The sequence below is a fragment of the Rhizobium sp. FG96 genome, from assembly GCF_057808655.1.
Genome location: NZ_JBMDIL010000025.1, coordinates 11,930 through 36,927 on the forward strand (window position 1 = coordinate 11,930; position 24,998 = coordinate 36,927).

The window sequence follows — 24,998 nt, forward strand, 5'->3', positions numbered from 1 at the left end:
GTTTGCTGCCCTTCCAAAACGCAAAGCGACGGCTGCGTCAATGGGCCTCTTATAGCGTATTCTAAAGTGAACCGTTTGGTTACCGATAGGCCTTGCCGTGTCCCTTGAGGTGGAGTAGGCCCTACGCCAACAGGGAGGAAATCTGATGGACGTAGGAAACGGCTTTCTTCATCCGGACCGGCTTTTTCCAGCCGATCCCGCAACGCGGACGATCGCGCGCGATCTCTATGAGACGGTCCGCGCGCTGCCGATCGTCAGCCCGCACGGGCATACCGAGCCATCCTGGTTCGCCGAGGACAAGCCCTTCGAGGATGCCGCCTCGCTGCTCGTCATTCCCGACCATTATCTCTTCCGCATGCTGCACAGCACCGGCACGAAGCTCGACGAGCTCGGCGTTCCCCGGCTCGACGGCAAGCCGGTCTCCAAGGGCCGCGACATCTGGCGCGCCTTCGCCGCGAAGTACCACCTCTTCCGCGGCACACCTTCCAGCCTCTGGGTCGACCACGCAATGTCGGCCGTGCTCGGCTGTACCGAGCCGCTGACGCCTCAAAATGCGGACACGCTATACGACCATATCAACGAGCAGCTCGCCAAGCCCGAGTTCCGCCCACGCGCCCTGCACCAGCACTTCGGCATCGAGACGATCGCCACGACGGAAGGCGCGCTCGACCCGCTCGTGCATCACCAGAAAATGCAGAAGGACGGCTGGATCGGTAAGGTCCGCACGACATACCGCCCTGACAGCGTGACCGATCCGGATGCTGTCGGCTTCCGCGACAATCTCGTCAAGCTCGGCGAGATCACCGGTTGCGACGTCACCAAATGGGACGGGATGATCGACGCGCATCGCAAGCGCCGCGCCTATTTCCGCCAGTTCGGCGCCACCGCGACCGACCACGGCGTACCGACCGCCTTCACCGCCGATCTCTCCGCCAGCGAGCGCCAGGCGCTGCTCGACAAGGCGCTCAAGGGACCGCTCTCTGCCGCCGATGCCGAGCTGTTCCGCGGCCAGATGATGACCGAGATGGCGGGGCTTTCGGCCGAAGACGGCATGGTGATGCAGATCCACGCCGGATCGCGCCGCAACACCGATTCCGGTCTTTTCGCCACGCGCGGTCCGAACATGGGCGCCGATATCCCGACCCGCACCGACTGGGTCGGTGGCCTCAGCGCGCTGCTTTCGAAATACGGCCATGCGCCGGGCCTTCGCGTCCTGCTCTTCACGCTCGACGAGACGACCTATGCCCGCGAGCTGGCGCCGATGGCCGGCCATTGGGAATGCCTGATGATCGGCCCGCCCTGGTGGTTCCACGACAGCCCGAACGGCATCCGCCGCTATCTCGACCAGGTCGTCGAGACCGCCGGCTTTGCCAATCTCGCCGGCTTCAACGACGATACGCGCGCCCTGCTCTCGATCCCCGCCCGCCACGACGTCTGGCGCCGCGAGGCCTGCGGCTTCCTGGCACAGCTGACGGCCGAGCACCGGATCGGCAAGAAGGACGCCGAGATCGTCGTGCGCGAGCTCTCCTATGACAACGCGAAGAAGGCCTACAAGCTGTGAGCGATCGACTGAAGGACCTGAACGGCCTGGCGCCGACGGCAAAGCTTCCCGGCTATGACCGCAGCAAGCTGAAGGCCGGCATTCTGCATCTCGGCCCGGGCGCATTCTTCCGCGCCCATTTCGCGCCCTTCACCGATGCAGCACTCGCCGCCACCGGCGGCGACTGGGGTATCGAGGTCGCGAGCCTGCGCACCCCTGACGTTGCCGACAATCTTAACGCCCAGAACGGCCTCTACACGGTGCTGATCCGCGACACGTCGGGCACGACGGCCGAGGTCATCGGCCCGATCCTGAAGGCGCATGTGGCGCCGCGCGATCCGGTGCTGCTGCTGTCGCGGCTCGAAGATCCGGCGATCCGCATCGTCAGCCTGACGGTAACCGAGAAGGCCTATGGCCTCGATGTGCGCACCGGCGGCCTCGACCTGACGCATCCGGATGTGGCCGCCGATCTTGCCAACCGCCACGCACCGCGCGGCGTCGTCGGTTATCTGGTCGAAGGTCTTGCGCGGCGCCGGGCAAAGGGTGTTGCGCCCTTCACGCCGCTCAGCTGCGACAACCTTCCGAGCAACGGCGCGGTGCTGAAGCGTCTCGTTCTCGATTTCGCGGGCCGTATCGATCCGGAGCTTCGCGCCTGGATCGAGACCAACGTGCCGTTCCCGTCGACCATGGTCGACCGCATCACACCGGCCAGCACCGACGCGACCTACGCCGATGCCGAGCGCCTGACCGGACGGCAGGACCTTGCCGCGATCGAGACCGAACCCTTTACGCAATGGGTGATCGAAGATCATTTCGCCAATGGCCGCCCGGACTGGGACAAGGCCGGTGTGCTGATGGTCGATGAAGTCTCGGCTTACGAAAAGATGAAGCTGCGCATGCTGAACGGCGCGCATTCGCTGCTCGCCTACCTCGGCTACATAGGCGGCTATGAATACATCCGCGACGTCATGGACGACGAGGGGTTGGCGGCTCTGGCACGGCGGCAGATGAATGCTGCGGCCAAGACGCTCGATCCGGTTCCCGGCATCAATCTCGAGCACTATGCGGACGAGTTGATAGCCCGCTTTGCAAACAAGGCGATCGCTCACCGCACTTACCAGATCGCCATGGACGGCACGCAGAAACTGCCGCAGCGCCTGCTCGAACCGGCAACGGAAGCACTCGCCCGCGGCAGCCAGGCCGAGACCTATGCCATCGCCGTCGCCGCCTGGATGCGCTATGCCATCGGCGTTGATCGAAACGGCAAAGCCTACGAACTGCGCGACCCCCGCGCGGAAGAGATTGCCACGCTGCTCGCCGATGTGCCGCGCAATGGCGGCGCGGTTTCAGCGGCGCTGTTCACGCTGCCGGGACTGTTCCCGAAGGCGCTGACTGACAATGTGGTCTGGACTGAAGATGTGGCAAACAAGCTGGATATTCTGATCCAGGATAACAAGTTGCCGTTATTCTGAGCCCCGCCAGCGGGTCGGCAGTCGCAAAACTGCCCCACCCGCCGCCCTTAGGGCTGCGCCCACGGGATGTCACAGGGATCCAGCCGGCCCAAGTCTTTGGGCCGGGAAGACCCTTCCTCTAGCTGACAGATTCATTCACCGCGCAGACGCGCGGTGGCTGGATTCCTGTGACAAGCACAGGAATAAGGGAGAATCGGGGGCGCTCGGCTACGCCTTCACCCGCTTCATCTCGGGATCATAGAGCGGCTTCAGCGACACCGAGCACGGCACCCGCTCCCGCGCGACATCGAGTTCATACCTACCCGACAGCACAAAACCCTCCGTCACGCCCACCGGGTTCCGGACATAGCCAAAGCCGATCGCCTTGCCGATCGTGTAGCCGAAGCCGCCGCTGGAGAGCCAGCCGACGCGTTGCCCGTCGCGGTAGATGGTTTCACGGCCGAGCAGGACGACATCGGGATCATCGGGCACGAAGCAGGCGAGCATCTTCCTGACGCCGCCGGAGAGCTGCCGCTCGACAGCTTCGCGTCCGCGGAAGGGGATGTTCTTTTTCGTCTTCACCGCCCAGGCGAGGCCTGCCTCAATTGGCGTATGATCCGGGCCGATATCCGATCCCCAGGCGCGGTAGCCCTTTTCTAAACGGCAGCTTTCGATGGCGCGGTAGCCGGCGTTGATGAGGCCGAGGCCGGCACCGGCCGCCATCAGCGTATCGTACACGGTGGTGGCGTATTCTACAGGCACATGCAGTTCGTAGCCAAGCTCGCCGACATAGGTGATGCGCAGTGCCCTGACGGGGCAGCCTGCGATCCCGACGGTCTTGATGCGGCCGAAGGGGAAGGCGGCGCTCGAGACATCCGAGGACGTGACTTTCTCCAGCACGGTGCGGGCATTCGGCCCCATCAGCGACAGAACTGAATAGGCGGAGGTGACATCGACCAGCTCGGCCTGCATACCCTCCGGAATATTGCGGGCTATCCAGTCGAAATCATGGGTCGCGAAGCCGGTGCCGGTGACGATGTAATATTCGTTCTCGGCGATGCGGGCGACGGTGAGGTCGCATTCGATGCCGCCCTTGTCGTTCAGCATCTGGGTGTAGACAAGCGATCCCACCGGCTTTGCCACGTCGTTCGACGCGATCCAGCTTAATGCAGCTTCGGCATCGCGGCCCTTGAGCACGAATTTGGCGAAGGAGGTCTGGTCGAAGATGACGGCGGCCTCGCGCACCGCCTTGTGCTCGCGGCCAACGGCATCGAACCAATTCTGCCTATTATAGCTGTAGAGATCCTTCGGTTCTTCGTTGGCGAAGAGATCGGCGAACCAGTTCGGCCGCTCCCAGCCGAGCTTTTCGCCGAAGCAGGCGCCCTGCGCCTTCAGGCGATCGTAGAGCGGCGACTTGCGGCAGGGGCGGCCGCTCGAATGCTCCTCGAAGGGGAAGGCCAGCGTATAGTGCTTGCCGTAAGCCTCAAGCGTGCGGGTACGGACCCAATCGGTGTCGAAATGCGGGCGGCCGAAGCGGCGGATATCGACCGGCCAGAGATCGTAGGGCGGCTCGCCCTTCGCCACCCATTCGGCGAGCGCCATCCCGGCACCGCCGCCGGAGGCAATGCCAAAGGCGTTGAAACCGGCGCCGACGAAGAAATTCTTCAGCTCCGGGGCTTCGCCGAGGATGAAATTGCCATCCGGCGTGAAGCTTTCCGGACCGTTCAGTAGCTGCTTGACGCCGGCTGTTTCGAGGCCCGGAACACGGGCCAGCGCCTGTTCCATGATTTGCTCGAAGTGATCGTAATTGCTGTCGAGGAGCGTGTAGTGGAAGCCTTCAGGGATGCCGCCCGTAGCCCAGGGGATCGGGTTCGGCTCGTAGCCGCCCATGACGAGGCCGCCGACCTCTTCCTTGTAATAGGTCAGGCGATCGGGATCGCGCAGTGTCGGCAGGTTCGAGGGAACGCCGAAGGATTCGGTGATCAGGTATTGGTGCTCGACCGAAACCAGCGGCACGTTGACGCCGAAGCGGGCGGCGAAGGCACGGGTCCACTGACCGGCACAGACGACGACGCGTTCGCACTCTATGCGGCCATTGGCGGTGATGACGGCGCGGATGCGGCCCTTGTCGATTTCGAGATCGATGACTTCGGTGTCTTCGAAAATAGAGACCCCAGCCATGCGGGCGCCGCGCGCGAGCGCCTGAGTGATATCCGAAGGGTTCGCCTGACCGTCGGTCGGCAGATAGGCCGCGCCGACGAGGTCATCGATGTTCATCAGCGGCCAGAGATCGAAGGCCTCTTGCGGCGTCAGCAGATGCATTTCGAGGCCGAAGGACTGGGCCGTGGTCGCCTGACGCTTTACCTCCGTCCAGCGTTCCTCATTGCAGGCGAGCCGCAGGCCGCCATTCATCTTCCAGCCGGTCCCGAGCCCGGTCTCGGCCTCCAGCTTCTTGTAGAGATCGACTGAATAGCCGAGCAGCTGGGTAATGTTGGCGCTGGTGCGCAGCTGGCCGACGAGGCCGGCGGCATGGAAGGTCGTGCCTGATGTCAGCTTCTTGCGCTCCAGCAGCACGGTATCCGTCCAGCCGAGCTTGCCGAGATGATAGGCCGTCGAGCAGCCGATGATGCCGCCGCCGATGACCACGGCTTTTGCCGTCTTCGGTAATTCCTTCGTCATTCTACTGATCCTGTTCAAATGCCTTATAGGCACGCTCGAAGCGCGCGAGATTTTCGGCGGTATAGGCGGCGTAGTCGAAATCGATGGTCGAATGGGTCTCGGAGACCATGCTCCAGAGCGTTTCACGCAGCAGCGAGGCGCATTTCATTGCGCGATAGCGGCGCCACAGATCAGGCGTCAGCGGCTTCTCGAAATAGTTCTCCAGCATCATGCACTCGGCTGCGTCCAAAAGCTCGTTGTTGGAAGCAAGGCCACCGAGATCGAAGAGCGGTGTGTTGAAGCCGGCATAGTCCCAGTCGATCAGCCAAAGCCGCTTGCCGTCATCAAGAAAATTGGCGGCCAGGAGATCGTTGTGACCGAAGCCGATCTCGAACGGACCAGCAGCGGCCTCAAGGCTGTCCGCCCTTTCGAGAAAGCCTAGCAGCAACGGTGAATAGTTGCTGCCCGCAGCCGCAAGGTTGGCCGCATAGTCGCGGATAACGTGAAATACCCAGAAGATCATTGCCTGGCCGCGGAAGTGGCGGGCGATGTCGCGATGGCAGGCGCGGATCAGCGGCAGCGTCCGCTGCAGGGTTTGCTCATCCTGCAGGTCGGCAGCGGTCAGCGCGCGGGCTTCGATAAAATCGAGGACGAGAATACCGGGCGCATGATGGATGACGGCTGGCGACAGGCCTGCGGCATGGGCGGCGATGCTGGCGGCGAGCTCGTTCGGCCGGCTGATGTGATGGATCGGAATATCGTCGCCAAGCCTGACGACCCGGCGCGTGCTGCGATCACGGACGAGATAGTTGCGATTGGTGATGCCGCCGGTGATAGGTTCGATCTCGACCGGCCCGTGCCAGATGCCGAGCGCATGAATCCTATCTTCAGGCGTCACGCTCATCCCCCTCGCGGCCCATTTTCAAAATGATGGGCCAGAGGAGGATTGGCTGTCAAGCTGAGCAGCCGCTCAGATGGTCGCGCCCGAGGCATCGAAGACGTGACAGCGGGCGGGATCGAAGGACGTCTTGACGTTGGTGCCACGTTCGACCTTCTGCTGGCCATCGAGCGCGATCGTCAGCTGCTGTCCGTCGGGCGTCGTGCTGTAGAGCATGGTCGCGCCGCCGAGATTCTCGACGAGATCGACATTGACGGTCGCGAGCACGGCGCCGCCCGCGGCGACGGTCAGGTGCTCCGGGCGGATGCCGAAGGTGACGTCCGATCCCGCGGCGCCCTTCAGGCGGCGCGGCAGGCGGATCGAGGTGCCGCAGACGTTGATGACGGTATCGCCGTCATTCACCTGCTCGATCTTCGCCTTCAGGAAATTCATCTTCGGGCTGCCGATGAAGCCGGCAACGAAGCGGTTGGCCGGGTTATTGTAGAGATCGAGCGGAGCGCCGACCTGCTCGATGCGGCCGGAGTTCAGCACAACGATCTTGTCGGCCATGGTCATGGCCTCCACCTGATCGTGGGTAACATAGATCATCGTGTTGCCGAGATTGCCGTGAAGGCGCGAAATCTCGACGCGCATCTGCACGCGCAGTTCGGCATCGAGGTTCGACAGCGGCTCGTCGAAGAGGAAGATGCGCGGCTCGCGGACGATGGCACGGCCGATCGCGACGCGCTGGCGCTGGCCGCCGGACAATGCCTTCGGCTTGCGCTCGAGCAGCTTTTCGATCTGCAGGATTTCGGCGGCGCGGCGCACCTTCGGCTCGATCTCCGCTTTCTTGTAGCCGGCTGTCTCCAGCCCGAAAGCCAGATTCTTGTAGACCGACATATGCGGATACAGCGCGTAGGACTGGAAGACCATGGCGATACCGCGCTTGGCGGGCGCCACCTCGTTCATCCGCTCATTGTCGAGCAGCAGCGTGCCGCCCGAGATCTCCTCGAGACCAGCGATCATCCGCAGCAACGTGGACTTGCCGCAGCCCGACGGGCCGACGAACACGACGAATTCGCCGGGATCGATCGTCAGGTCGATGCCGTGAATGACATCAAGCGACCCGTAGCGCTTCTCGACCTTCTGAAGAACGACACTCGTTGCCATCTCCCAAATCCTCTCTGATCCCGTTATCGCGTTTTTGCACGCCAGTCGGCGTATTTGGGGCTCTCCGGCCCGATCGGCAGCGCAACGTCAGCCCCGCTGTCCGAGGATTGATAGATCGCCGTCACCAGCTCCAGCGCACGGCGCGCGTCTGCAGAAGTGACCGGCAGCGGCCCTTTGCTACCGAGATAATCATGGAAGCGGACCATCTGCGTGTTGAAGCGCGGGGCGACCGGCTGCCAGTCCGCGAGGACGGCAGCGATCCTTGCCTGCACTTCGTCGTTTGCGGCCAGGATCTGCCATGGTCCCTTGCCGGGCGAATAGGCTTCGTGGTTGCTCTCGAAAGTAACGTTTTCGAAATGCAGCCGCAGACGGCTGATTTCCTGCTGCGAACCGAGCGTGCAGGAAAGTGAAACGAAGGCGCCGTTCTGCATCTCAAGGCTGACCGACGCGCAATCCTCCACCTCGATATCGTTGACGCGCGTTGCTACGCGGCCGAAGACGCGGGCTGCGGGGCCGGCGAGATGAAAGAGCATGTCGTGGAGATGCAGGGCGTGGGTGACGAGCACGCCGCCGAGTTCCGTCGCCCATTTGCCGCGCCAGGGCACGGCATAATATTCCGGCTTGCGCAGCCAGAAGGTCTCGACCGAGCCCATGTAGAACTTGCCCGCGATCCCGGCATCGATGATGCGCTTTGCCTGCTCGATGCCGTCGCCGTAGCGATACTGGAAGATCGGCATCAGCGTGCCCTTGGCGGTCTTCTCGGCGCGCATGATCTCGTCGACGCCAGCGAGCGATCCCGTCAGCGGCTTTTCGCAGACGACGTGCTTTCCGGCGGCGAGTGCCGCGATCACCTGCTCCTTGTGAATGCCCGGCGGCGTGCAGATATCGATGATATCGATGCTGTCATCGGCCAGGAGCTCGTCGAAGGAGGTGGTGCGGCGCTCGATGCCGAACTCGTCGCCGACGGTCTTCAGCCGTTCTTCATTGAGGTCGCAGATCGCTGCGACCTTGAAGCGATCGGGATGCGGCAGATAGCCTTCGACGATGTGCGAACGCCCGATACCGCAGCCGACGATGGCAACAGTCTTGATGGTCATGTCATTCTTTCCCATTGGCATCAGCGCTTCATGCCGGTCGTCGCAATGCCCTCGATCAGCAGGCGCTGGAAGAACAGGAAGAAGAAGAACACGGGCACGAGCGTCAGTGTCGACATGGCGAACAGTCCGCCCCAATCCGATGCGCTGGTCGAGTCGACGAAAGTGCGCAGACCGAGCTGGATCGTGTAGGTGTTCATGTCGTTCAGGTAGATCAGCGGACCGAAGAAATCGTCCCAGGTCCAGATGAAGGAGAAGATCGCAGCCGTCGCCAGAACCGGCAGCGACAGCGGCAGCATGATCTTCCAGTAGATGCGCCAGGCGCTGCAGCCGTCCATCATCGCCGCCTCATCCAATTCGCGCGGGATGCCGCGGAAGAACTGCACCATGAGGAAGATGAAGAAGGCGTCGCTTGCCAGGAATTTCGGTACGACCAGCGGCAGGATGGTGTTGACCCAGCCGAGGTTGAGGAACAGCACATATTGCGGGATCAGCGTTACGTGATACGGGATCATCAGCGTGCCGAGCATGATCGCGAACCAGAAGTTCCGGCCGGCGAAGCGCAGGCGGGCAAAGGCAAAGGCCGCCAGCGAGCAGGCGATGACATTGCCGGTGACCGTCAGCAGCGAGATGACGAGCGAATTCCAGAAAAAGCGGCCGAAGGTGATATCGAGGCCGGTCCAGCCGCGGACGTAGGAGCTGAAATCGATCGACGACGGGATGATCGAGGTCGACGAGAAGATTTCGTTTTCCGGGCGCACCGAGGCCGAGACCATCCAGAGCAGCGGATAGAGCATCAAAAGCGATGCGCCGATCAGCAGGATATGGACGACGATCGAACCCGGCAGGCTGCGCTTGTTGACGTCGGATGGCGGCCTGGCCGCGGTGACTGCGGTGGTCATCTCAGTCATCGTAGTGAACCCAATAGCGCGAGGACAGGAACGAGAAGGCGGTGAAAATCGCGATGATGACCACCAGGATCCAGGCGAGCGCCGAGGCATAACCCATGCGGAAATTGCCGAAGGCTTCCTGGTAGAGATAGAGCGTGTAGAACAGCGTCGAGTTGATCGGGCCGCCGGTGCCGCCGGAGATGATGAAGGCCGGCGTGAAGGCCTTGAAGGCTTCGATCGTCTGCACCACCGCATTGAAGAAAATCACCGGCGTCAGAAGCGGCAGGGTAATCTTGTAGAACTGGCGGAATTTCGAGGCGCCGTCGAGGCTTGCGGCCTCATACATATCCTGCGGGATCTGGCGCAGACCGGCGAGGAAGATGATCATCGGCGAGCCGAACTGCCAGACGGACAGCGCTACCAGCGTATAGATCGAATAGCTCGGATGCGAGATCCAGCTCGGGCCCTGAATACCGATCTGTGCCAGCGCCGCATTGACGAGGCCGTCACCGGCAAAGAGCTGGCGCCAGAGAACGGCGATCGCCACGCTGCCACCGAGAAGCGACGGCAGGTAGAAGATGGCGCGATAGACCGGCAGACCGCGGATACCGCGGTTCAGCGCCATCGCGACCATGAGCGCGAAGGTGAGCTTGAACGGTACCGAGAGCACCACATAGGTGAGCGTCACCGACATCGCGGCTGCGAATTTCGGATCGGCAGTGGCGATGCGCACGTAGTTGGCAGTGCCTACCCAGCCTGGCGCCCTCAACATGTCAAAGTCGGTAAAGGACAGGTAGAGCGAGATCAGGGCCGGCCCGAGCGTCAGCCCGAAGAAGCCCAGAAGCCAGGGCAGAAGGAAGAGATACCCTGGAGCATTGGCATTCCACAGCCGCCTGAAACGGCTGTCTGCCACTGCTCCCTGGTAACGTTCCACCGTCACGGCTCCGTCGGCCGTCGTGCGCATCGCATTGTTCATATGGCTCAACCCCGCGCGAGAACGCGCGTAATTTCATCCACAAGCTGCTTGCCGGCATCGGCAGGAGTTATCTGACCGAAGGCGACCTGCTCGGCGAGCTGACGCAGAACCGTCTGTCCCTCGCCTGCGCCTGTCGGCGGCGGCGGCGGCAGTGGCCCGGCGAGATCACCGAGATTGGCCACGTAGTTCAACGGGATCTTGCCGACATCATCAAGCGTGCCGGCGACGACATCACGCATCGACTTCGATTCCGGAATGCCGCGCTCGACATCGAGCACCTTGGCAGCATCGGGATTCATGACGAAGAAGTTGACGTAATCGACGGCCTGATCGAGCACCTTCGACTGCGCTGACACCGAGAAGAACATCGACGGCTTGCGGTAGTGGCCGCCCTTCGAGTCCGCCTTAATGCGCGGGTAGTTGCTGAGCGTCAGCTTATCCTTGACGACGGCCTGGAAGCCGACGAACTGGTTGCTGTGCGCATAATCGATCGCGGCCTTGCCCATCGTGAGCGGAGCCGTATCGATGGTGTCCTTGTAGAGTGCCTGAACGTCAGGCGGCACACAGGCACCGGCTTCGCGGAACTTCGCCCACATGTCGAACCATTCGGAAGCGTCGTCGACACCGAAAGCGATCTTCGAATCCGCCGTGTACAGCGCTTTGCCGCGCTGGCGCACGTAGTTTTCGAAGAGCGGCTCGGCGCCGCTGCCGTCGGCAAAGCCGAAGAAGCCCTTGCGCTTGCCAGACTTGGTGATCTCGGCGCCCATCTTGCCGAGTTCTTCCCAGGTCGTCTTGTTGTTCGGCGGCTCGATGCCTGCTTCCTGCAGGGCGACGGTATTGATGACCGTGGCCGCAGAATTGGCGCCGAGACTGATGCCGTAGAGATGGCCGTCGACCTTGCCGCCTTCGATCTGAGCCGGATCGAAATCACCGAGCTGCAGCTTCGAGGGCATGTAGGATTCCAGCGGCGCAAGAGCGCCGCGCCGGGCATATTCGACGATATAGCGGTAATCCATCTGGATCACGTCGGGGGCGTTCTTGCCGGCGACCTGGGTCGCGAGCTTCTGCCAGTAGTCGCCCCAGCCCAGGAATTCACCGGTGATCGAAACACCGGAATTCTTGGCCTTGTAGAGATCCGACACCTTGTTGGTGCGGTCTGCGCGGGGCTGCGAGCCCCACCAGATAAGGCGGAGACGGGCATCCTGCGCAAATGCAGGCATACCCATACCCGAAAGCGCGAGAAGCGAGGCCCCTCCCGCAATGAAACCACGTCTATTAATGCTGAATGTCATCTGTTTTTCCTCCTCCCTTGGGGAGCGCCTCCACACGCTCCTTGCTGGTTTCTCTTGCAACAAATAACTAATTGGTTACAAGCTATGGACAAGCATCGAGCCTGTCAAGCGGTCATAATTCAGCGAGGTTTCCTCCTCGAATTTCGCTTGTACAACCTCGCACCGAAGCCTTATGAGCGCAACATTAGCGTCTGGGGAGATAAGCCGATGAACGATACCGGCCAGACTGGTGAAAAGAAAAAGTCGAAGCGCGCCGCCGGCGAACGCGTGCTGCAACGCGACCCGGAAAGAACCAAGGCTGCGATCCTCGAGGCGGCAACGCAGGAATTTGCCGAAAACGGCATGGGCGGCGCCCGCGTGGATGCCATCGCCGAGCGTGCCGGCACCAACAAGCGGATGCTCTACCATTATTTCGGCGACAAGGAGCAGCTCTATCTGCGCGTCCTGGAAGAGGCCTATGTCGGCATCCGCACCGCCGAACGCCAGCTGCATATCGGCGACCGCAATCCGGAAGAGGGCATTACCGAGCTCGCGCTCTTCACCTGGCGATATTTTCTCAAGCACCCGGAATTCCTGAGCCTGCTCGGAACCGAGAATCTGCATCGCGCCCGCTGGCTGCGGCAATCGGTGCGGCTGAAGGAACTGCATTCGCATCTGATCGGCGAACTCGCCCAGGTGCTCGAGCGCGGCAAGAAGGAAGGCGTCTTCATCGAAAGCGCCGATCCGCTGCATGTCTATCTGACCATCGCATCGCTCGGATATTTCTATCTTTCAAACCAGTACACGCTCTCGACAATCTTCGGCCGCCCGCTGATCGAGCCCGAAAATCTCGACACCTGGGAGCGCCATATCGTCCATGTGACGCTCGCCTCCATCAAGCACTGAAAAGTCGAATCCGGATTTGCCTATTGACAGGTCGGGTTTTCATCTGCCATCAAGTAACTGTTTAGTTACTGGCTTGGGAGGGCCGGGCCAAGCCCGCTCCCCGCTGGAAACCGATTGGCAGGGAGGAAAAAATGGCGCGTCTCGGGATCATTTTGCACGGCGTTACCGGCCGCATGGGATACAATCAGCACCTGGTGCGATCGATCCTGGCGATCCGCGATCAGGGCGGTCTTCTGCTGAAATCCGGCGAGAGACTGGAGATCGATCCCATCATCGTCGGCCGCAACCGCGACAAGATGGAAGAACTTGCCCGCAAGCATAACATCAAGCGCTGGTCGACCGATCTCGACGCAGCGCTTGCCAATCCCGACGATCACATTTTCTTCGATGCCGGCACGACGCTGATGCGCGCCGAGCTGCTGTCGCGAGCGCTCGATGCCGGCAAGCATGTCTATTGCGAAAAGCCGATCTCCGATGATCTGCAGGTGGCACTCGAGCTGGCGCGCAAGGCCCGCAAGTCTGGCCTGAAGCATGGCGTGGTGCAGGACAAGCTGTTCCTGCCCGGCCTGCGCAAGCTGGCGCTGCTGCGCGATTCCGGCTTCTTCGGCAAGATCCTCTCGGTTCGCGGCGAGTTCGGCTACTGGGTCTTCGAGGGCGACTGGGGCGTTCCGGCGCAGCGTCCGTCCTGGAACTACCGCAAGGGCGACGGCGGCGGCATCATCCTCGATATGCTCTGCCATTGGCGCTATGTGCTCGACAACCTTTTTGGCGAGGTCAAGGCCGTCTCCTGCCTCGGCGCCACTCATATCGGCAGCCGCGTCGACGAGCAGGGCAAGACCTACAATTGCGATACCGACGATGCCGCCTATGCGACCTTCGAGCTCGATGGCGGCGTGATTGCGCAGATCAATTCCTCTTGGGCCGTGCGCGTGCGCCGCGACGATCTCGTGACGTTCCAGGTCGACGGCACCCATGGATCGGCCGTTGCCGGCCTGACGAAATGCTGGACGCAGCACCGCGTCAACACGCCGAAGCCGGTGTGGAACCCGGACCAGCCGCAGACGATCGATTTCTACAAGACCTGGGACGAAGTGCCGGATACGCAGCTCTTCGACAACGGCTTCAAGGCGCAGTGGGAAATGTTCCTGCGCCACGTCGCCGAGGATGCACCGTGGCCTTACGGCATGGAAGCCGGTGCCAAGGGCGTACAGCTCGCAGAGCTCGGCCTGAAATCCTGGGCCGAACGCCGCTGGCTCGACGTTCCCGCGCTGGAGTTCTGATCATGGCAGGTACGATCAACCTTCCGCTCGACGGCAAGATCGCCGCCTACCAGCTGACCGGCACGCCGATCGAAGTGAAGAAGCGCAAGGCCAAGGATTTTCCGCGCGTGGTCTATGCGGCGGCACATGTGGTTGCCGATCCGCTGGCTGACAACGATCCCTGGCTGACACCGGCGATCGACTGGGAGCGGACGCTCGCCTTCCGCCACCGCCTCTGGGATCTCGGTCTCGGCGTCGCCGAAGCGATGGATACCGCGCAGCGCGGCATGGGGCTCGGCTGGCCCGAGGCGCGTGATCTGATCCGCCGTGCGCTGCGCGAGGCGCGCGGGCGCGACGATGCGCTGATCGCCTGCGGCGCCGGTACGGATCACCTGACACCCGGACCCGATGTGACGATCGATACCATCATCAGGGCATATGAAGAGCAGATCGAAACCGTCGAAGCGGAGGGCGGCCGGATCATCCTGATGGCGAGCCGGGCGCTGGCGGCTGCGGCCAAGGGGCCGGACGACTATATCCGCGTCTACGACCGGATCCTTCGCCAGGTAAAGGAACCGGTGATCATCCACTGGCTCGGCGAGATGTTCGATCCGGCGCTCGAGGGCTACTGGGGCAACGGCGACCACATCAAGGCGATGTCGACCTGCCTGGAGGTCATCGAGGCCAATGCCGCCAAAGTCGACGGCATCAAGATCTCGCTTCTTTCCAAGGAGAAGGAAGTGGCGATGCGCCGCCAGCTGCCGAAATCCGTGCGCATGTATACCGGCGACGACTTCAATTATGCGGAGCTCATCGCCGGTGACGAACAGGGCCATTCCGATGCGCTTCTTGGCATTTTCGATGCGATCGCGCCGGCGGCCTCCGCCGCCATGGAGGCGCTCGGGCGCCAGAACAACAACGAGTTCTTCGAGCTGCTCGATCCGACCGTTCCGCTTTCGCGGCATATCTTCAAGGCGCCGACCCGCTTCTACAAGACCGGCGTCGTCTTCCTCGCCTATCTCAACGGTCTGCAGGATCATTTCGCGATGGTCGGCGGGCAGCAGAGCACGCGGTCGCTGACGCATCTGGCCGAACTCTTCCGGCTCGCCGACAAAGCGCGCGTGCTTGCCGACCCGGATCTCGCCGTCAGCCGAATGAAACAGGTGCTCGCCGTCAACGGCGTGCAATGACCGGTCAGGCAGGGAGGACAGGACATGCAGGTAGACGGGCTTTCGATCAATCTCGCAACGATCCGCGAGCAATGCGGCTTTGCCGAAGCAGTCGATATCTGCCTGAAGCACGGCATCACCAGGATTGCGCCATGGCGCGATCAGGTGGCCAAGGCCGGTCTGGACGAAGCCGTGCGCATCGTCAGATCGAACGGCCTGAAGCTGACCGGTCTCTGCCGTGGCGGCTTTTTTCCGGCGGCCAATGACGGCGATTGGCAGAAGAACCTCGACGACAACAGACGGGCGATCGACGAAGCGGCGGCACTCGGTGCGGATTGCCTCGTGCTCGTTGTCGGCGGATTGGCGGGCGAATCGCGCGATATCGGCGCTGCCCGGCAGATGGTGTCGGATGGCATTGCCGCCGTCCTGCCCCATGCCAAGACATCCGGCGTGCCGCTGGCCATCGAGCCGCTACATCCGATGTATGCCGCCGACCGCTCCTGCGTGAACACGCTGCGCCAGGCGCTCGACATGTGCGAGCAGCTCGGTACCAATGTCGGCGTCGCCATCGACGTCTATCACGTCTGGTGGGATCCGGAGCTTGCCGAGCAGATCGCCCGCGCCGGCCGCATGAAACGCATCTTCGCCCACCACATCTGCGACTGGCTGGTTCCGACCAAGGACATGCTGACCGATCGCGGGATGATGGGAGACGGCGTGATCGATCTCAAGAGCATCCGGCGCATGATCGAGAAGGCAGGCTTCTTTGGTGCGCAGGAGGTGGAAATCTTTTCGGCAGACAATTGGTGGAAGCGTCCGGCGGAAGAGGTCATCGCGACCTGCGTCGACCGGTATCATAGCTGCTGCCTGGTTTAATTGGATATATTCGTTTCAGCACGTATGAAGGAGGATCATTCGATGGAGAAGCGCCGCTTTGCACTGATCGGGACCGGTAATCGCGGGACCACCATGTGGGGGAAGGACCTGCTTGCCGGCTGGCGGGAGCATGTCGATCTCGTCGCCATCGTCGAGAAGAATGCGCTGCGCGGAGAACGCGCCCGCACGATGATCGGCAGCAACGCCCCGATCTATGACGACATCGACGCGATGCTGAAAGAGGTCAAGCCCGACCTCGTAATCGTCTGCACGCCCGATCACACCCACGACGCAATCGTCGTTCGGGCGCTTGAGGCGGGTATTGACGTTATCACCGAAAAGCCGATGACAACGGCCGTCGACAAGATCCGCCGGATCATGGATGCCGAGAAGCGCACCGGCCAGCGCGTCGACGTGTCCTTCAACTACCGCTACGCACCGACGGCGGCGCGCATCAAGGAACTGCTGAATTCCGGCGAGATCGGCCGCGTCACATCGGTCGATTTCCATTGGTACCTGAACACCAAGCACGGCGCCGACTATTTCCGCCGCTGGCATGCCTATACCGAGAATTCCGGCAGCCTTTTCGTCCACAAGGCGACGCATCATTTCGACCTGCTGAACTGGTATCTCGACAGTGATCCGGAAGCCGTGACCTCTTTCGCAGACCTGCAGAACTACGGCCGCAAGGGCCCGTTCCGCGGACCGCGCTGCAAGCTCTGTCCCCACACCGCCGAGTGCGACTACTATCTCGACCTCGGTGCCGACCCCTTCCTCGACACGCTCTACGAGGACCCCTCGAAGGTTGACGGCTATTTCCGCGACGGCTGCGTCTTCCGGGAGGATATCGACATTCCCGATACGATGGTCGTCAGCATCCGTTACCGCAACAACGTCCACGTTTCCTATTCGCTGAACACCTTCCAGCCGATCGAGGGCCATCACCTGGCGTTCAACGGCACCAAGGGCCGCATCGAAATCCGCCAGTACGAGGCGCAACCGTGGGAGATGAAGCGGGAAGACGAGATCCTGCTGATCCGAAACTTCCCCAACGGCAAGGAAGCCGTGGAGCGCATCACCGTTCCGCATTCGTCGGGCGGCCACTACGGTGGCGACGACCGGATGCGCAACATGATCTTCAAGCCCGATATGAACGACGCCCTGCATCAGCGCGCAGGAACGCGGGCGGGCGCCATGTCGGTTCTGTGTGGCATCGCGGCGCTGCAGAGCTCGCGAACCGGCAAGGTGGTCTCGATCGCCGACCTGATGCCGGAGCTTGCCAATGATGGTTCGCCGAACAGTGTAAAAGCCGGCTAATAAAACAGGCCTGGGGCGTCGCTTTGCCGCCTCAGGCAACCCGGTCGAGATCGGCGAGCGTCAGTGCATAGCGCAGCGGCTGGCCTTTCAGGAAGCGCTCCACCTCGTCAACGGCCATTTCGCCCAACCTCGTCCGCTCCAATCCGACCGCCCCTGCAATGTGAGGCGTCAGGAAAACGTTCGGCAGGTCGTAGAAGGGCGATGCCTTCTCCGGAACTTCCGGATCGGTCACGTCGATGACCGCATCGATGCGGCCGGTGGCGAGGGTTGCGAGCAGCGCAGCCTCGTCGATAATCGCGCCGCGCGCCGTATTGATCAGCGCCGCACCGTCCTTCATCAGCGCCAGTTTCGCCGCATCGATCATGTGGCGCGTCGAGGGCAGCGATGGTGCGTGCAGCGAAACAATATCGGAGATGCGCATCAGCGTATCGAGATCGCATTTTTCGGTGCCAAGGGCCGCGCATTCGACGGCGCTCAGTGTCGGGTCGAAGAGGACGATCTTGAATTCGAACGGCTTCAACAGCTCGATCACCCGGCGGCCGATCCGCGAAGCGCCGATGATGCCGACGGTGCGGCCGTAGTTGCCGACCGCCAGCCGCTGCATCGGATAGGTACGGTCACGGTCGCGGTCGGCGGTATAGAAATCCCGGAAGCGGAAGACCTGCTTACCGGCGAAGAGAATGGCCGCAAGCGTAAACTCGGCCACCGGCACGGCATTGGCTTCCGCCGCATGCGTGACGTTCACACCAGCATTGAATATCTCCTCGCCGACGATGCCCTTTACCGTGCCCGCCGCATGCGCCACGAGCTTCAGGCCCTTGGCGAGCGAAAGGACGTTTTCTCCGGCAAAGGGGGCGCCCCAGCCGGTGATCAATATCTCGGTGTCTGCCAGAACCCGTCTGGCGCGCTCGTCATCGAAATTCTCGAGCGGTTGCCGGTCGATAAGCGTGCCGAGACCCGCGAGCCGGTCGAGAAGCTGATCCGGTAACACGTGTTCGGTCCGCTGGCCGGGCTGCATGGCAAGCGCAATGCCGGGAGCTATCATGGCATCTGCCCCGGCGCTTCGATGGCGCTGACGGTGACGCCTTCCTTAGAAACCAGCGCCTCAAGCGCCGCAAGATCGGGTTTTGCGGGAGGCTTCAGCCAGGCCGTCTTTGCCACCTGCTGATCTCCGGTGGCAATCACGGCCGTCACAAGCACGGTTTCACCGGCCTTGATCGCACCGCGGAGCTGAGGCACGAGGGTCTTGGCAACGATCATATTGGTGTTCGGCAGCGCCTTCTGCACGAGGCCCTGTCGCTCGATGCTGGAGCCGAGATCGGCGATACCGGAGAAATCCGCTTCACCGATCGCATGCGCCGCGCCAGCCCCGGCCTCCAGCCTGTCGAGATCGAAATCCCGCTTGGCGATGGCAAACCCACCCTCGGCGATCTGCAGGGCGCGATCCGATCTGATGCGGTGAACGCGCAGATGCCAAGGTGCGGCAGGCACCAGCCAGGTTTCCACGCTGACATCGCTGAAGGGCGACCATTTCGCATAGAGCACATCGCCGGCGATCTTCGCTTCCCTGTTGGTTTCCCTGACACGGTAGTGCAGGCCGTCATCGCTGAAGGCCAGCGCGGAATCGAAAGCGGCACCGGCAAAGCTGCGCTCGTCTGCCTCGACGCTGAAGCCATAGCGGGCCGAATATGCGAATTTTGCGTATTTTTCGGTACCAAACCGCATCTGGAGATTTTCCTGCCCTGATGACAGGGCCACCGCATCTTCCCCGGTATGCATGATGACCATGCCGGGATGACGCTGCGGCGTCACGGCGCCGGCTGCAGGCACTTTCTCTTCGGCGGTCCAGAACGGATGGTTTTCGGGGATCGCCAGCGGCAGGAATGCCTTGAAGGCCCAATAGGGGGAACCGGCGGAATTATAGCTCTCCGACATCAAGAGGTTCGGATAGGCAAAGCCGATCGACAGAATGCCGTCGCGATTGGTCATCGGCTTGTCGCGCCACCATCGCAGATGCTGCAGGCAGAGATGCTTCACCTCGCCCCAGGGCAGCGCCTCGAGATCGGCAAAGGCAAGGGCCGACCAGAAGCCAGCGCAGGCAAAGCGGTAGGTAAGGCTGCGGCCGAACGGGATCGTCGCGCCATCATCGGCAAACCAATGGCGAAAATCCCTGGCGAACAGCAGCGCCCGCTCGCGATAGCGCCTGGCATAGTCGTCATCCACCAGCTTCGAGTAGATCAAGCCGTAGAAGTGCATGGCGAAGGGAATGTAGTGATCGACACGGCGCACATTACCATCGCGATACCAGCCGTCGCCGACATAGAAGCCTTCGAGCTCTTCGAGATATTGCCTGGTCAGGCTGCGATCGAAATCCGCGCCGACGCGATCGAGCGCGATATCGACGAAGATGCGGAAGAACTTCCAATTATTGTCGGCATAGTCGAACTGCCGGGCATGCTTGAGATAGGCAATCACATTGGCGCGCTGCTTCGAGTTCAGCGGCTCCCAGACCTTTTCGGGTGTGAGTGCGATTGCAAAGCCAAGCGCAGCGAGCTCGACCATGCGCTGGTCGCGGCCATTGACGGCGCCCCAATATTCCGGGTGATCCGGATCGGTACCGTTGGCGATGCCTTCCGCAAAGCGGTGCCAGTGCCCGAATTCCCCCTTGCCGGCGCCGAGCGGCGCGAGGCCCCAGAGCGGCCGGGCAAAACCTTCGAGATCGGCTGCTGCCCGGTCGAAATGCGCACCGGCGCCATCAAGCCGGACACGCGCATTGCCTTCCGAGAAATAGGGCAGCAGCGGATCAAAGAGAGCATGAAGCGCGCGGCTCATATCGTCGCGCGTCTTCAGGGGATTGCCTGCAAGCGGATTGGCGCTGGCCGGATCATATGTCATCTGCATCACTCATCGATTTTTTGCATCTGGCACAGTCCCCCCGGAGACCGGGACGACCGCTTGGCATAGGTGGCGCGCAGGCGCAGTCCTGTCGCGGAAGCGGGCAATCATCAGCGCGATCGCTTCGCGCCCCAGCGCAGCCCGGTCGACACGCATCGTCGACAAGGGCGGATTGGTCATCATCGCGCAGGGAAGATCATCGAAGCCGACGATGGCGAAATCTTCCGGCACGCGAAGACCGGCCTCGGTGACGGCCTCGAGAACGCCGACGGCGATGAAATCATTCATGCAGAAGGCGGCGGTGTAGCTCTTGTCCTTGGCAAGCAGTGCTGCGGTGCGCTCATGGGCTTCCCGCGTCGCGCTGCCGGAGAAATCCATTGGCACCAACAGGCTTTCCGCGCCGCGGGTCGCAATTGCCGTATCGAAGCCGCGAACGCGCTCGCGGATCGTGTGGCGGTGCGAGCCGGTCAGATGCAGGATCTTCCTGTGCCCTGCGTCGAGCAGCCGCTCGGCCGCCTGGAAGGCACCGAAGAAATTCGAGGGCGATACGCCATCGAGCTTCAGCTGCGGATCCGTGCCGTTGACCAGCACGACAGGCACATTCTCCTCCTCGATCCATTGGCGCAGCACGTCCGAAGGGTCGATACCGACCAGGAACAAGCCCTCGGACTTCGTAGCTTCCATATGGCCCCTGATCGCATCGGGGGACGCGCGGTCTTCGCGCAGCAGCCGGACTTCGAATGGCATGCCCGCTTCCATCGCCCCGGCGCGCAGGCCTTCTACGATCGATTCATAGAAGACGCTGAGACCGCCAGTAACGCTGTCGCTGGCGATCAACGCCAGACCGCCCGCCGGCGCTTCCATCAGTGACTTCGGCTGATAACCGCGCTCGGCCGCCACCCGCAGAATATGTTCGCGCACGCTGCCGCTAATGCCCGGCTCATTGGCAAGCACACGCGACACCGTGGAGATGGAGACGCCCGCCAGCGCCGCAATATCGGCCTGGCGCGGCCGTTTGGATTTCGTTTCGCTCATAGGGCGACATTATGCAAATCATGCAAATTTGCAAGTTTTATATAATTTCTTGCAAACGGACATTTTTTGCGTAGGCTGTGCCGCCAGATGCCCAGACAAAGTTGGAGGACGGCGAGGGCAGCCAAAGGAGGAACATCATGCAGATCAACAGGCGTTCATTTCTGATGGGCACGGCCGGCGTGACGGCGGGCCTGGCTTTCGGTGCCGGCGGCGTACCGGCTTTTGCGGCGGATGCGCAGCTGCGCGCCATGTGGTGGGGCTCGAACGACCGCGCCAAGCGCACGCTCGATGTCGCCAAGCTCTACCAGGACAAGACCCCCGGCGTGACGATCGTCGGCGAATCCATGAGCGGCGACGGCTATTGGACCAAGCTTGCGACACAGATGGCCGGCCGCGCCATTGCCGACGTCTTCCAGCTCGAGCCCGGCACGATTTCCGACTATTCCAAGCGCGGCGCCTGCCTGGCGCTCGACGAATTCGTGCCCTCGACGCTGAAGGTCGATGCCTTCGGCAAGGACATGCTGAAGCTGACGACCGTCGATGGCAAGCTCTATGGCGTCGGCCTCGGCCTCAATTCCTTCGCGCTGTTCTTCGACCAGGCTGCCTTCGAGAAAGCCGGCCTGCCGCTGCCGACGACGGATCTGACCTGGGACGAATATGCGAAGCTGGCCATCGAGCTCACCAAGGCATCGGGCAAGGACAATTACTGGGGCGGCCCTTATGGCGCCCGCTATACCTATGTCTTCGACGCCTGGCTGCGCCAGCGCGGCAAGAGCCTCTATGCCGATGGCAAGCTCGGCTTCGGTGTCGACGATGCCAAGGAGTGGTACAGTTTCTGGGAAGATCTTCGCAAGAAGGGCGGCACAGTCGGCGCCGACGTCCAGACGCTTGACCAAAACACTATCGATACCAACGCGCTGGCACTTGGCAAATCGGCGATGGGCATGGCCTATTCCAACCAGCTCGTCGGCTACCAGCTGATCTCCAAGAACAAACTGGCGATCACCACGCTTCCGCGCGAAAAGAAGGGTGGCCCCTCCGGGCACTACTATCGCCCGGCACTGATCTGGAGCGTCGGCGCGACGACCAAAAACGGCGAGGCGGCGGCGAAATTCATCGACTTCTTCGTCAACAGCCCCGACGCCGGCAAGATCCTCGGCGTCGAGCGCGGCGTCCCGATGTCGCCTGCCGTGCGCGAGGCAATCCTGCCGGGCCTGAACCCGACGGAACAGGCGACGGTTCAATATGTCAACCTGCTCAAGGATCAGGTCGGCGATTACCCGGCACCGGCCCCGCTCGGCTCGACCGAATTCGACCAGCGCCTGTTTCGTCCGATCGCCGACGAGCTCGCGTTCGAGCGGACGACGCCCGCGGAAGCGGCGCAGCGGCTTGTCGATGAGGGCAAGGCGACGATCCGGAGCTGAATGGCAATCGAAAGAAACAGGGAAGCCCGCGAAAGCGGGCTTCTTTCGTTTTCGGCGACGTCTTGGGCAAGCCGCGCACCGGTTCGTCCGTCAGCTTCGGTCCAGCCTCTTCTGCGATTGGTCTCTCAAACCTTCGTCAGAATCAGCCGCGGCTGTATTGGAGAATTCATGCAAGACCTCTTACAGGCATCGGGTTACCGCAAGAACGGCAAGGTCTGGAGCCACGAGACGACGCGCGACGCGTTCCGCTACAATGACGGCGACGCATCGGAAATGCGGATCCTCGATGTCATGCGCTTGTCTGCCGATACCTCGCTTTTCTCCAAGGAACTTGAGCGGGCGATCACCGACTGGCCTTCGAACTACCATCTCAATCCGACACGCACCAACCTCTTCCGGCCGATCAAGCACCTGATCCGCGGCCCCGTCCTGGAAATTGGCGCTGGCGCGGGTGCCATGACGCGCTTCCTCGGCGAGGAAGGCCACGAGGTGCTTGCCCTCGAAGGCAGTCCGCGCCGTGCCGCGACGATCGCCGAGCGCTGCCGCGACCTTCCGAACGTCACGGTTCTCGCCGAGCCGCTGCAGAATTTCGAAATCGATCAGAAGTTCGCGACGGTGACGCTGATCGGCGTGCTGGAATATGCGCGCGTCTTCTTCGGTGCCGAAGATGGCCAGGATGCGATCGAGCGGATGCTTGCCAAGGCGCGCTCGCTGCTTGCACCGGGCGGCGTGCTGATCATCGCCATCGAAAACCAGATCGGCCTCAAATATCTCGCCGGCTTTCCCGAAGATCACCTGGCGCGGCCGATGGTCGGCGTCGAGGATCAGTATACGCAGAACGGTCCCGTTACCTTCGGCAAGCGCGAGCTGTCGCATCGCGTCACGGCCGCCGGCCTGCCACATCAGAAATACTGGTTCCCATTCCCGGATTACAAGCTGCCCCGGTTCGTGCTGAACGAGGAAGCCCTGACCGCGGACCTGCCGACCGATTTTTCGCCTTTGATCCGCGGCGCGACGGCGACCGACCCGCAGCGCCCCGGCATTCTTGCTTTCGAACAGGACCTCGCTTGGGACGTCATCGCGCGAAACGGCCTGCAGGGCGATCTCGCCAACTCCTTCCTGCTTGTCTCCTCCGACCAGCCGCTGGCCGCGGACGATGTCATGGCCACGCACTTCACCGGCGGCCGTGACGCGCAGTATCAGAAGCTCGTGCGCTTCGTGCGCAAGGGCGAGCAGCTCGTGGTCGAGCGCGAAGCCATTCAGGCTGACAACAACGGCTTGAATTTATCCCCGCTGAAGATCAATCTTGAAGACGAGGTCTTTGAAACCGGTCTGGTGTGGCGCGATATCGGCAAGCGTTGCCTGCTTCAGGACGGCTGGTCCGTCGAGCATCTTACGAACTGGACCAGTGTCTGGAAGCAGGCGCTCGACCAGCATCTTGCCGGCATGGGCATCCCCGCACCGATGCAGCTGCAGGACCGTGTGCCCGGCTCGCTGCTCGATGCGATCCCGCGCAACCTCATCGTTGGCGAAAAGCTGAGCTTCATCGATCTCGAATGGGTCTACGATCAGCCGATCGAGTTCGGCTACCTGATGTTCCGCGGTCTGTGGGATCTGATTTCCGACACGCGTGCCGCTGCAACGCCAGCCGCCGGCACACCGAACAAGGTCGGCGATCTGATCTTCCAGATTATGGAATATCTCGGCTATCCCGTCGCCGCGCAGACGGTGATCGATTATCACGCTCAGGAAGTCCGCTTCCACAGCTCGGTGACCGGCCGCGCGCTCCAGACCAATTCAGCCGACCTCCTGTTGACCATCGGCCGCCGCCTCAACTTCGCGGATATCCGCGAGCTGCAGGTGCAGATCCAGCGGCTGAACGCACAGAACCAGGCGCTGACGCAAGAGCTCGAGGGCGAGCGCCGCAAGGTCCGCGATATGCTCGATGCCGTGAACGGCTACAGCCTGCGGGCAGGCTGATCCGGCTTCGATTGCCTTAATGAAGTGCACGAGGGCGCGGCAGATGCCGCGCCCTTTTCTGTTTCCGTATTGGAAGAAGCTGGGCCGGACTGCGGCTATGGCGCGCACGACCTCCAAGGAGCAACGATACACCTTGCTACTCCTGCCGGGCATGCTGGAGTGCTCCCCGTTTCACCGGACAGGTCGGCTAGATTGATTTAGCCCTGATGA

The 24,998-nt window shown here is 62.2% G+C and carries 19 protein-coding genes; 9 read left to right on the forward strand and 10 right to left on the reverse strand.

Going from position 1 to position 24,998, the window contains the following annotated elements; all coding sequences use genetic code 11:
- Positions 1-145 precede the first annotated feature (145 nt).
- Both uxaC and ACODR6_RS31650 read left to right on the forward strand, forming a co-directional pair.
- Positions 146-1,561, forward strand: coding sequence for a glucuronate isomerase (gene uxaC / locus ACODR6_RS31645; RefSeq protein ID WP_489026503.1), 1,416 nt, complete (start codon positions 146-148; stop codon positions 1,559-1,561).
- Complete coding sequence (locus ACODR6_RS31650) at positions 1,558-3,012, forward strand: mannitol dehydrogenase family protein (protein WP_489026505.1); 1,455 nt, start codon at positions 1,558-1,560, stop codon at positions 3,010-3,012. Before uxaC ends, ACODR6_RS31650 begins: the two co-directional genes overlap by 4 nt.
- 207 nt (positions 3,013-3,219) lie before the next feature.
- On the opposite strand, the gene ACODR6_RS31655 is transcribed toward ACODR6_RS31650, so the two are convergent.
- The 7 genes from ACODR6_RS31655 to ACODR6_RS31685 form a co-directional block, all read right to left on the reverse strand.
- Positions 3,220-5,670, reverse strand: a complete 2,451-nt coding sequence (locus ACODR6_RS31655) for a GcvT family protein (protein ID WP_489026506.1) — start codon at positions 5,668-5,670, stop codon at positions 3,220-3,222.
- A gap of 1 nt (position 5,671) precedes the next feature.
- Positions 5,672-6,553 (reverse strand): phosphotransferase, encoded by an 882-nt coding sequence (locus ACODR6_RS31660; protein ID WP_489026508.1) that lies wholly within the window; start codon positions 6,551-6,553, stop codon positions 5,672-5,674.
- A gap of 66 nt (positions 6,554-6,619) precedes the next feature.
- Positions 6,620-7,696, reverse strand: a complete 1,077-nt coding sequence (locus tag ACODR6_RS31665; RefSeq protein WP_489026509.1) for an ABC transporter ATP-binding protein — start codon at positions 7,694-7,696, stop codon at positions 6,620-6,622.
- Between the two features lie 23 nt (positions 7,697-7,719).
- A complete protein-coding gene (locus ACODR6_RS31670; protein ID WP_203429865.1) occupies positions 7,720-8,793 on the reverse strand; it encodes a Gfo/Idh/MocA family protein in 1,074 nt (357 codons plus the stop codon).
- A gap of 20 nt (positions 8,794-8,813) precedes the next feature.
- A complete protein-coding gene (locus ACODR6_RS31675) occupies positions 8,814-9,701 on the reverse strand; it encodes a carbohydrate ABC transporter permease (RefSeq protein ID WP_203429866.1) in 888 nt (295 codons plus the stop codon).
- The gene (locus ACODR6_RS31680; RefSeq protein WP_203429867.1) at positions 9,694-10,656 is read right to left on the reverse strand and encodes a carbohydrate ABC transporter permease; all 963 of its coding nucleotides are present in this window, start codon (positions 10,654-10,656) and stop codon (positions 9,694-9,696) included. The genes ACODR6_RS31675 and ACODR6_RS31680 overlap by 8 nt, the downstream gene beginning before the upstream one ends.
- A 5-nt stretch (positions 10,657-10,661) precedes the next feature.
- Entirely contained in the window at positions 10,662-11,948 is a 1,287-nt protein-coding gene (locus ACODR6_RS31685) for an ABC transporter substrate-binding protein (RefSeq protein WP_489026513.1), read from the reverse strand.
- Between the two features lie 207 nt (positions 11,949-12,155).
- Between ACODR6_RS31685 and ACODR6_RS31690 the strand changes: the two genes are divergently transcribed.
- The 5 genes from ACODR6_RS31690 (at position 12,156) to ACODR6_RS31710 (ending at position 17,454) form a co-directional block, all read left to right on the forward strand.
- Positions 12,156-12,833, forward strand: a complete 678-nt coding sequence (locus ACODR6_RS31690) for a TetR/AcrR family transcriptional regulator (RefSeq protein WP_489026515.1) — start codon at positions 12,156-12,158, stop codon at positions 12,831-12,833.
- 131 nt (positions 12,834-12,964) lie between these two features.
- Entirely contained in the window at positions 12,965-14,113 is a 1,149-nt protein-coding gene (locus ACODR6_RS31695; protein ID WP_203429870.1) for a Gfo/Idh/MocA family protein, read from the forward strand.
- A 2-nt stretch (positions 14,114-14,115) separates the two neighbouring features.
- Positions 14,116-15,282, forward strand: a complete 1,167-nt coding sequence (locus ACODR6_RS31700; RefSeq protein WP_489026518.1) for a dihydrodipicolinate synthase family protein — start codon at positions 14,116-14,118, stop codon at positions 15,280-15,282.
- A gap of 24 nt (positions 15,283-15,306) precedes the next feature.
- Entirely contained in the window at positions 15,307-16,137 is an 831-nt protein-coding gene (locus ACODR6_RS31705; RefSeq protein WP_489026520.1) for a sugar phosphate isomerase/epimerase family protein, read from the forward strand.
- A gap of 42 nt (positions 16,138-16,179) precedes the next feature.
- The gene (locus tag ACODR6_RS31710) at positions 16,180-17,454 is read left to right on the forward strand and encodes a Gfo/Idh/MocA family protein (RefSeq protein WP_489026522.1); all 1,275 of its coding nucleotides are present in this window, start codon (positions 16,180-16,182) and stop codon (positions 17,452-17,454) included.
- Between the two features lie 31 nt (positions 17,455-17,485).
- Here the strand turns inward: ACODR6_RS31710 and ACODR6_RS31715 are convergent, their stop codons facing one another.
- Genes ACODR6_RS31715 through ACODR6_RS31725 form a run of 3 tightly spaced genes read right to left on the reverse strand, consistent with a single transcriptional unit; the run spans position 17,486 to position 21,384 of the window.
- Positions 17,486-18,499, reverse strand: coding sequence for a hydroxyacid dehydrogenase (locus ACODR6_RS31715; RefSeq protein ID WP_489026524.1), 1,014 nt, complete (start codon positions 18,497-18,499; stop codon positions 17,486-17,488).
- The gene (locus ACODR6_RS31720; protein WP_489026525.1) at positions 18,496-20,349 is read right to left on the reverse strand and encodes a DUF2264 domain-containing protein; all 1,854 of its coding nucleotides are present in this window, start codon (positions 20,347-20,349) and stop codon (positions 18,496-18,498) included. The genes ACODR6_RS31715 and ACODR6_RS31720 overlap by 4 nt, the downstream gene beginning before the upstream one ends.
- 9 nt (positions 20,350-20,358) lie before the next feature.
- A complete protein-coding gene (locus tag ACODR6_RS31725; protein ID WP_130279428.1) occupies positions 20,359-21,384 on the reverse strand; it encodes a LacI family DNA-binding transcriptional regulator in 1,026 nt (341 codons plus the stop codon).
- A gap of 137 nt (positions 21,385-21,521) precedes the next feature.
- Here ACODR6_RS31725 and ACODR6_RS31730 point away from each other — a divergent pair, with 137 nt between their 5' ends.
- Together ACODR6_RS31730 and ACODR6_RS31735 are read left to right on the forward strand one after the other, a co-directional pair.
- Positions 21,522-22,808: an ABC transporter substrate-binding protein gene (locus ACODR6_RS31730; protein WP_489026528.1), complete on the forward strand. Its 1,287-nt coding sequence runs from the start codon at positions 21,522-21,524 to the stop codon at positions 22,806-22,808.
- Between the two features lie 168 nt (positions 22,809-22,976).
- On the forward strand, positions 22,977-24,788 hold the full coding sequence (locus tag ACODR6_RS31735) for a class I SAM-dependent methyltransferase (RefSeq protein ID WP_489026530.1): 1,812 nt from the start codon (positions 22,977-22,979) through the stop codon (positions 24,786-24,788).
- Positions 24,789-24,998 lie beyond the last annotated feature (210 nt).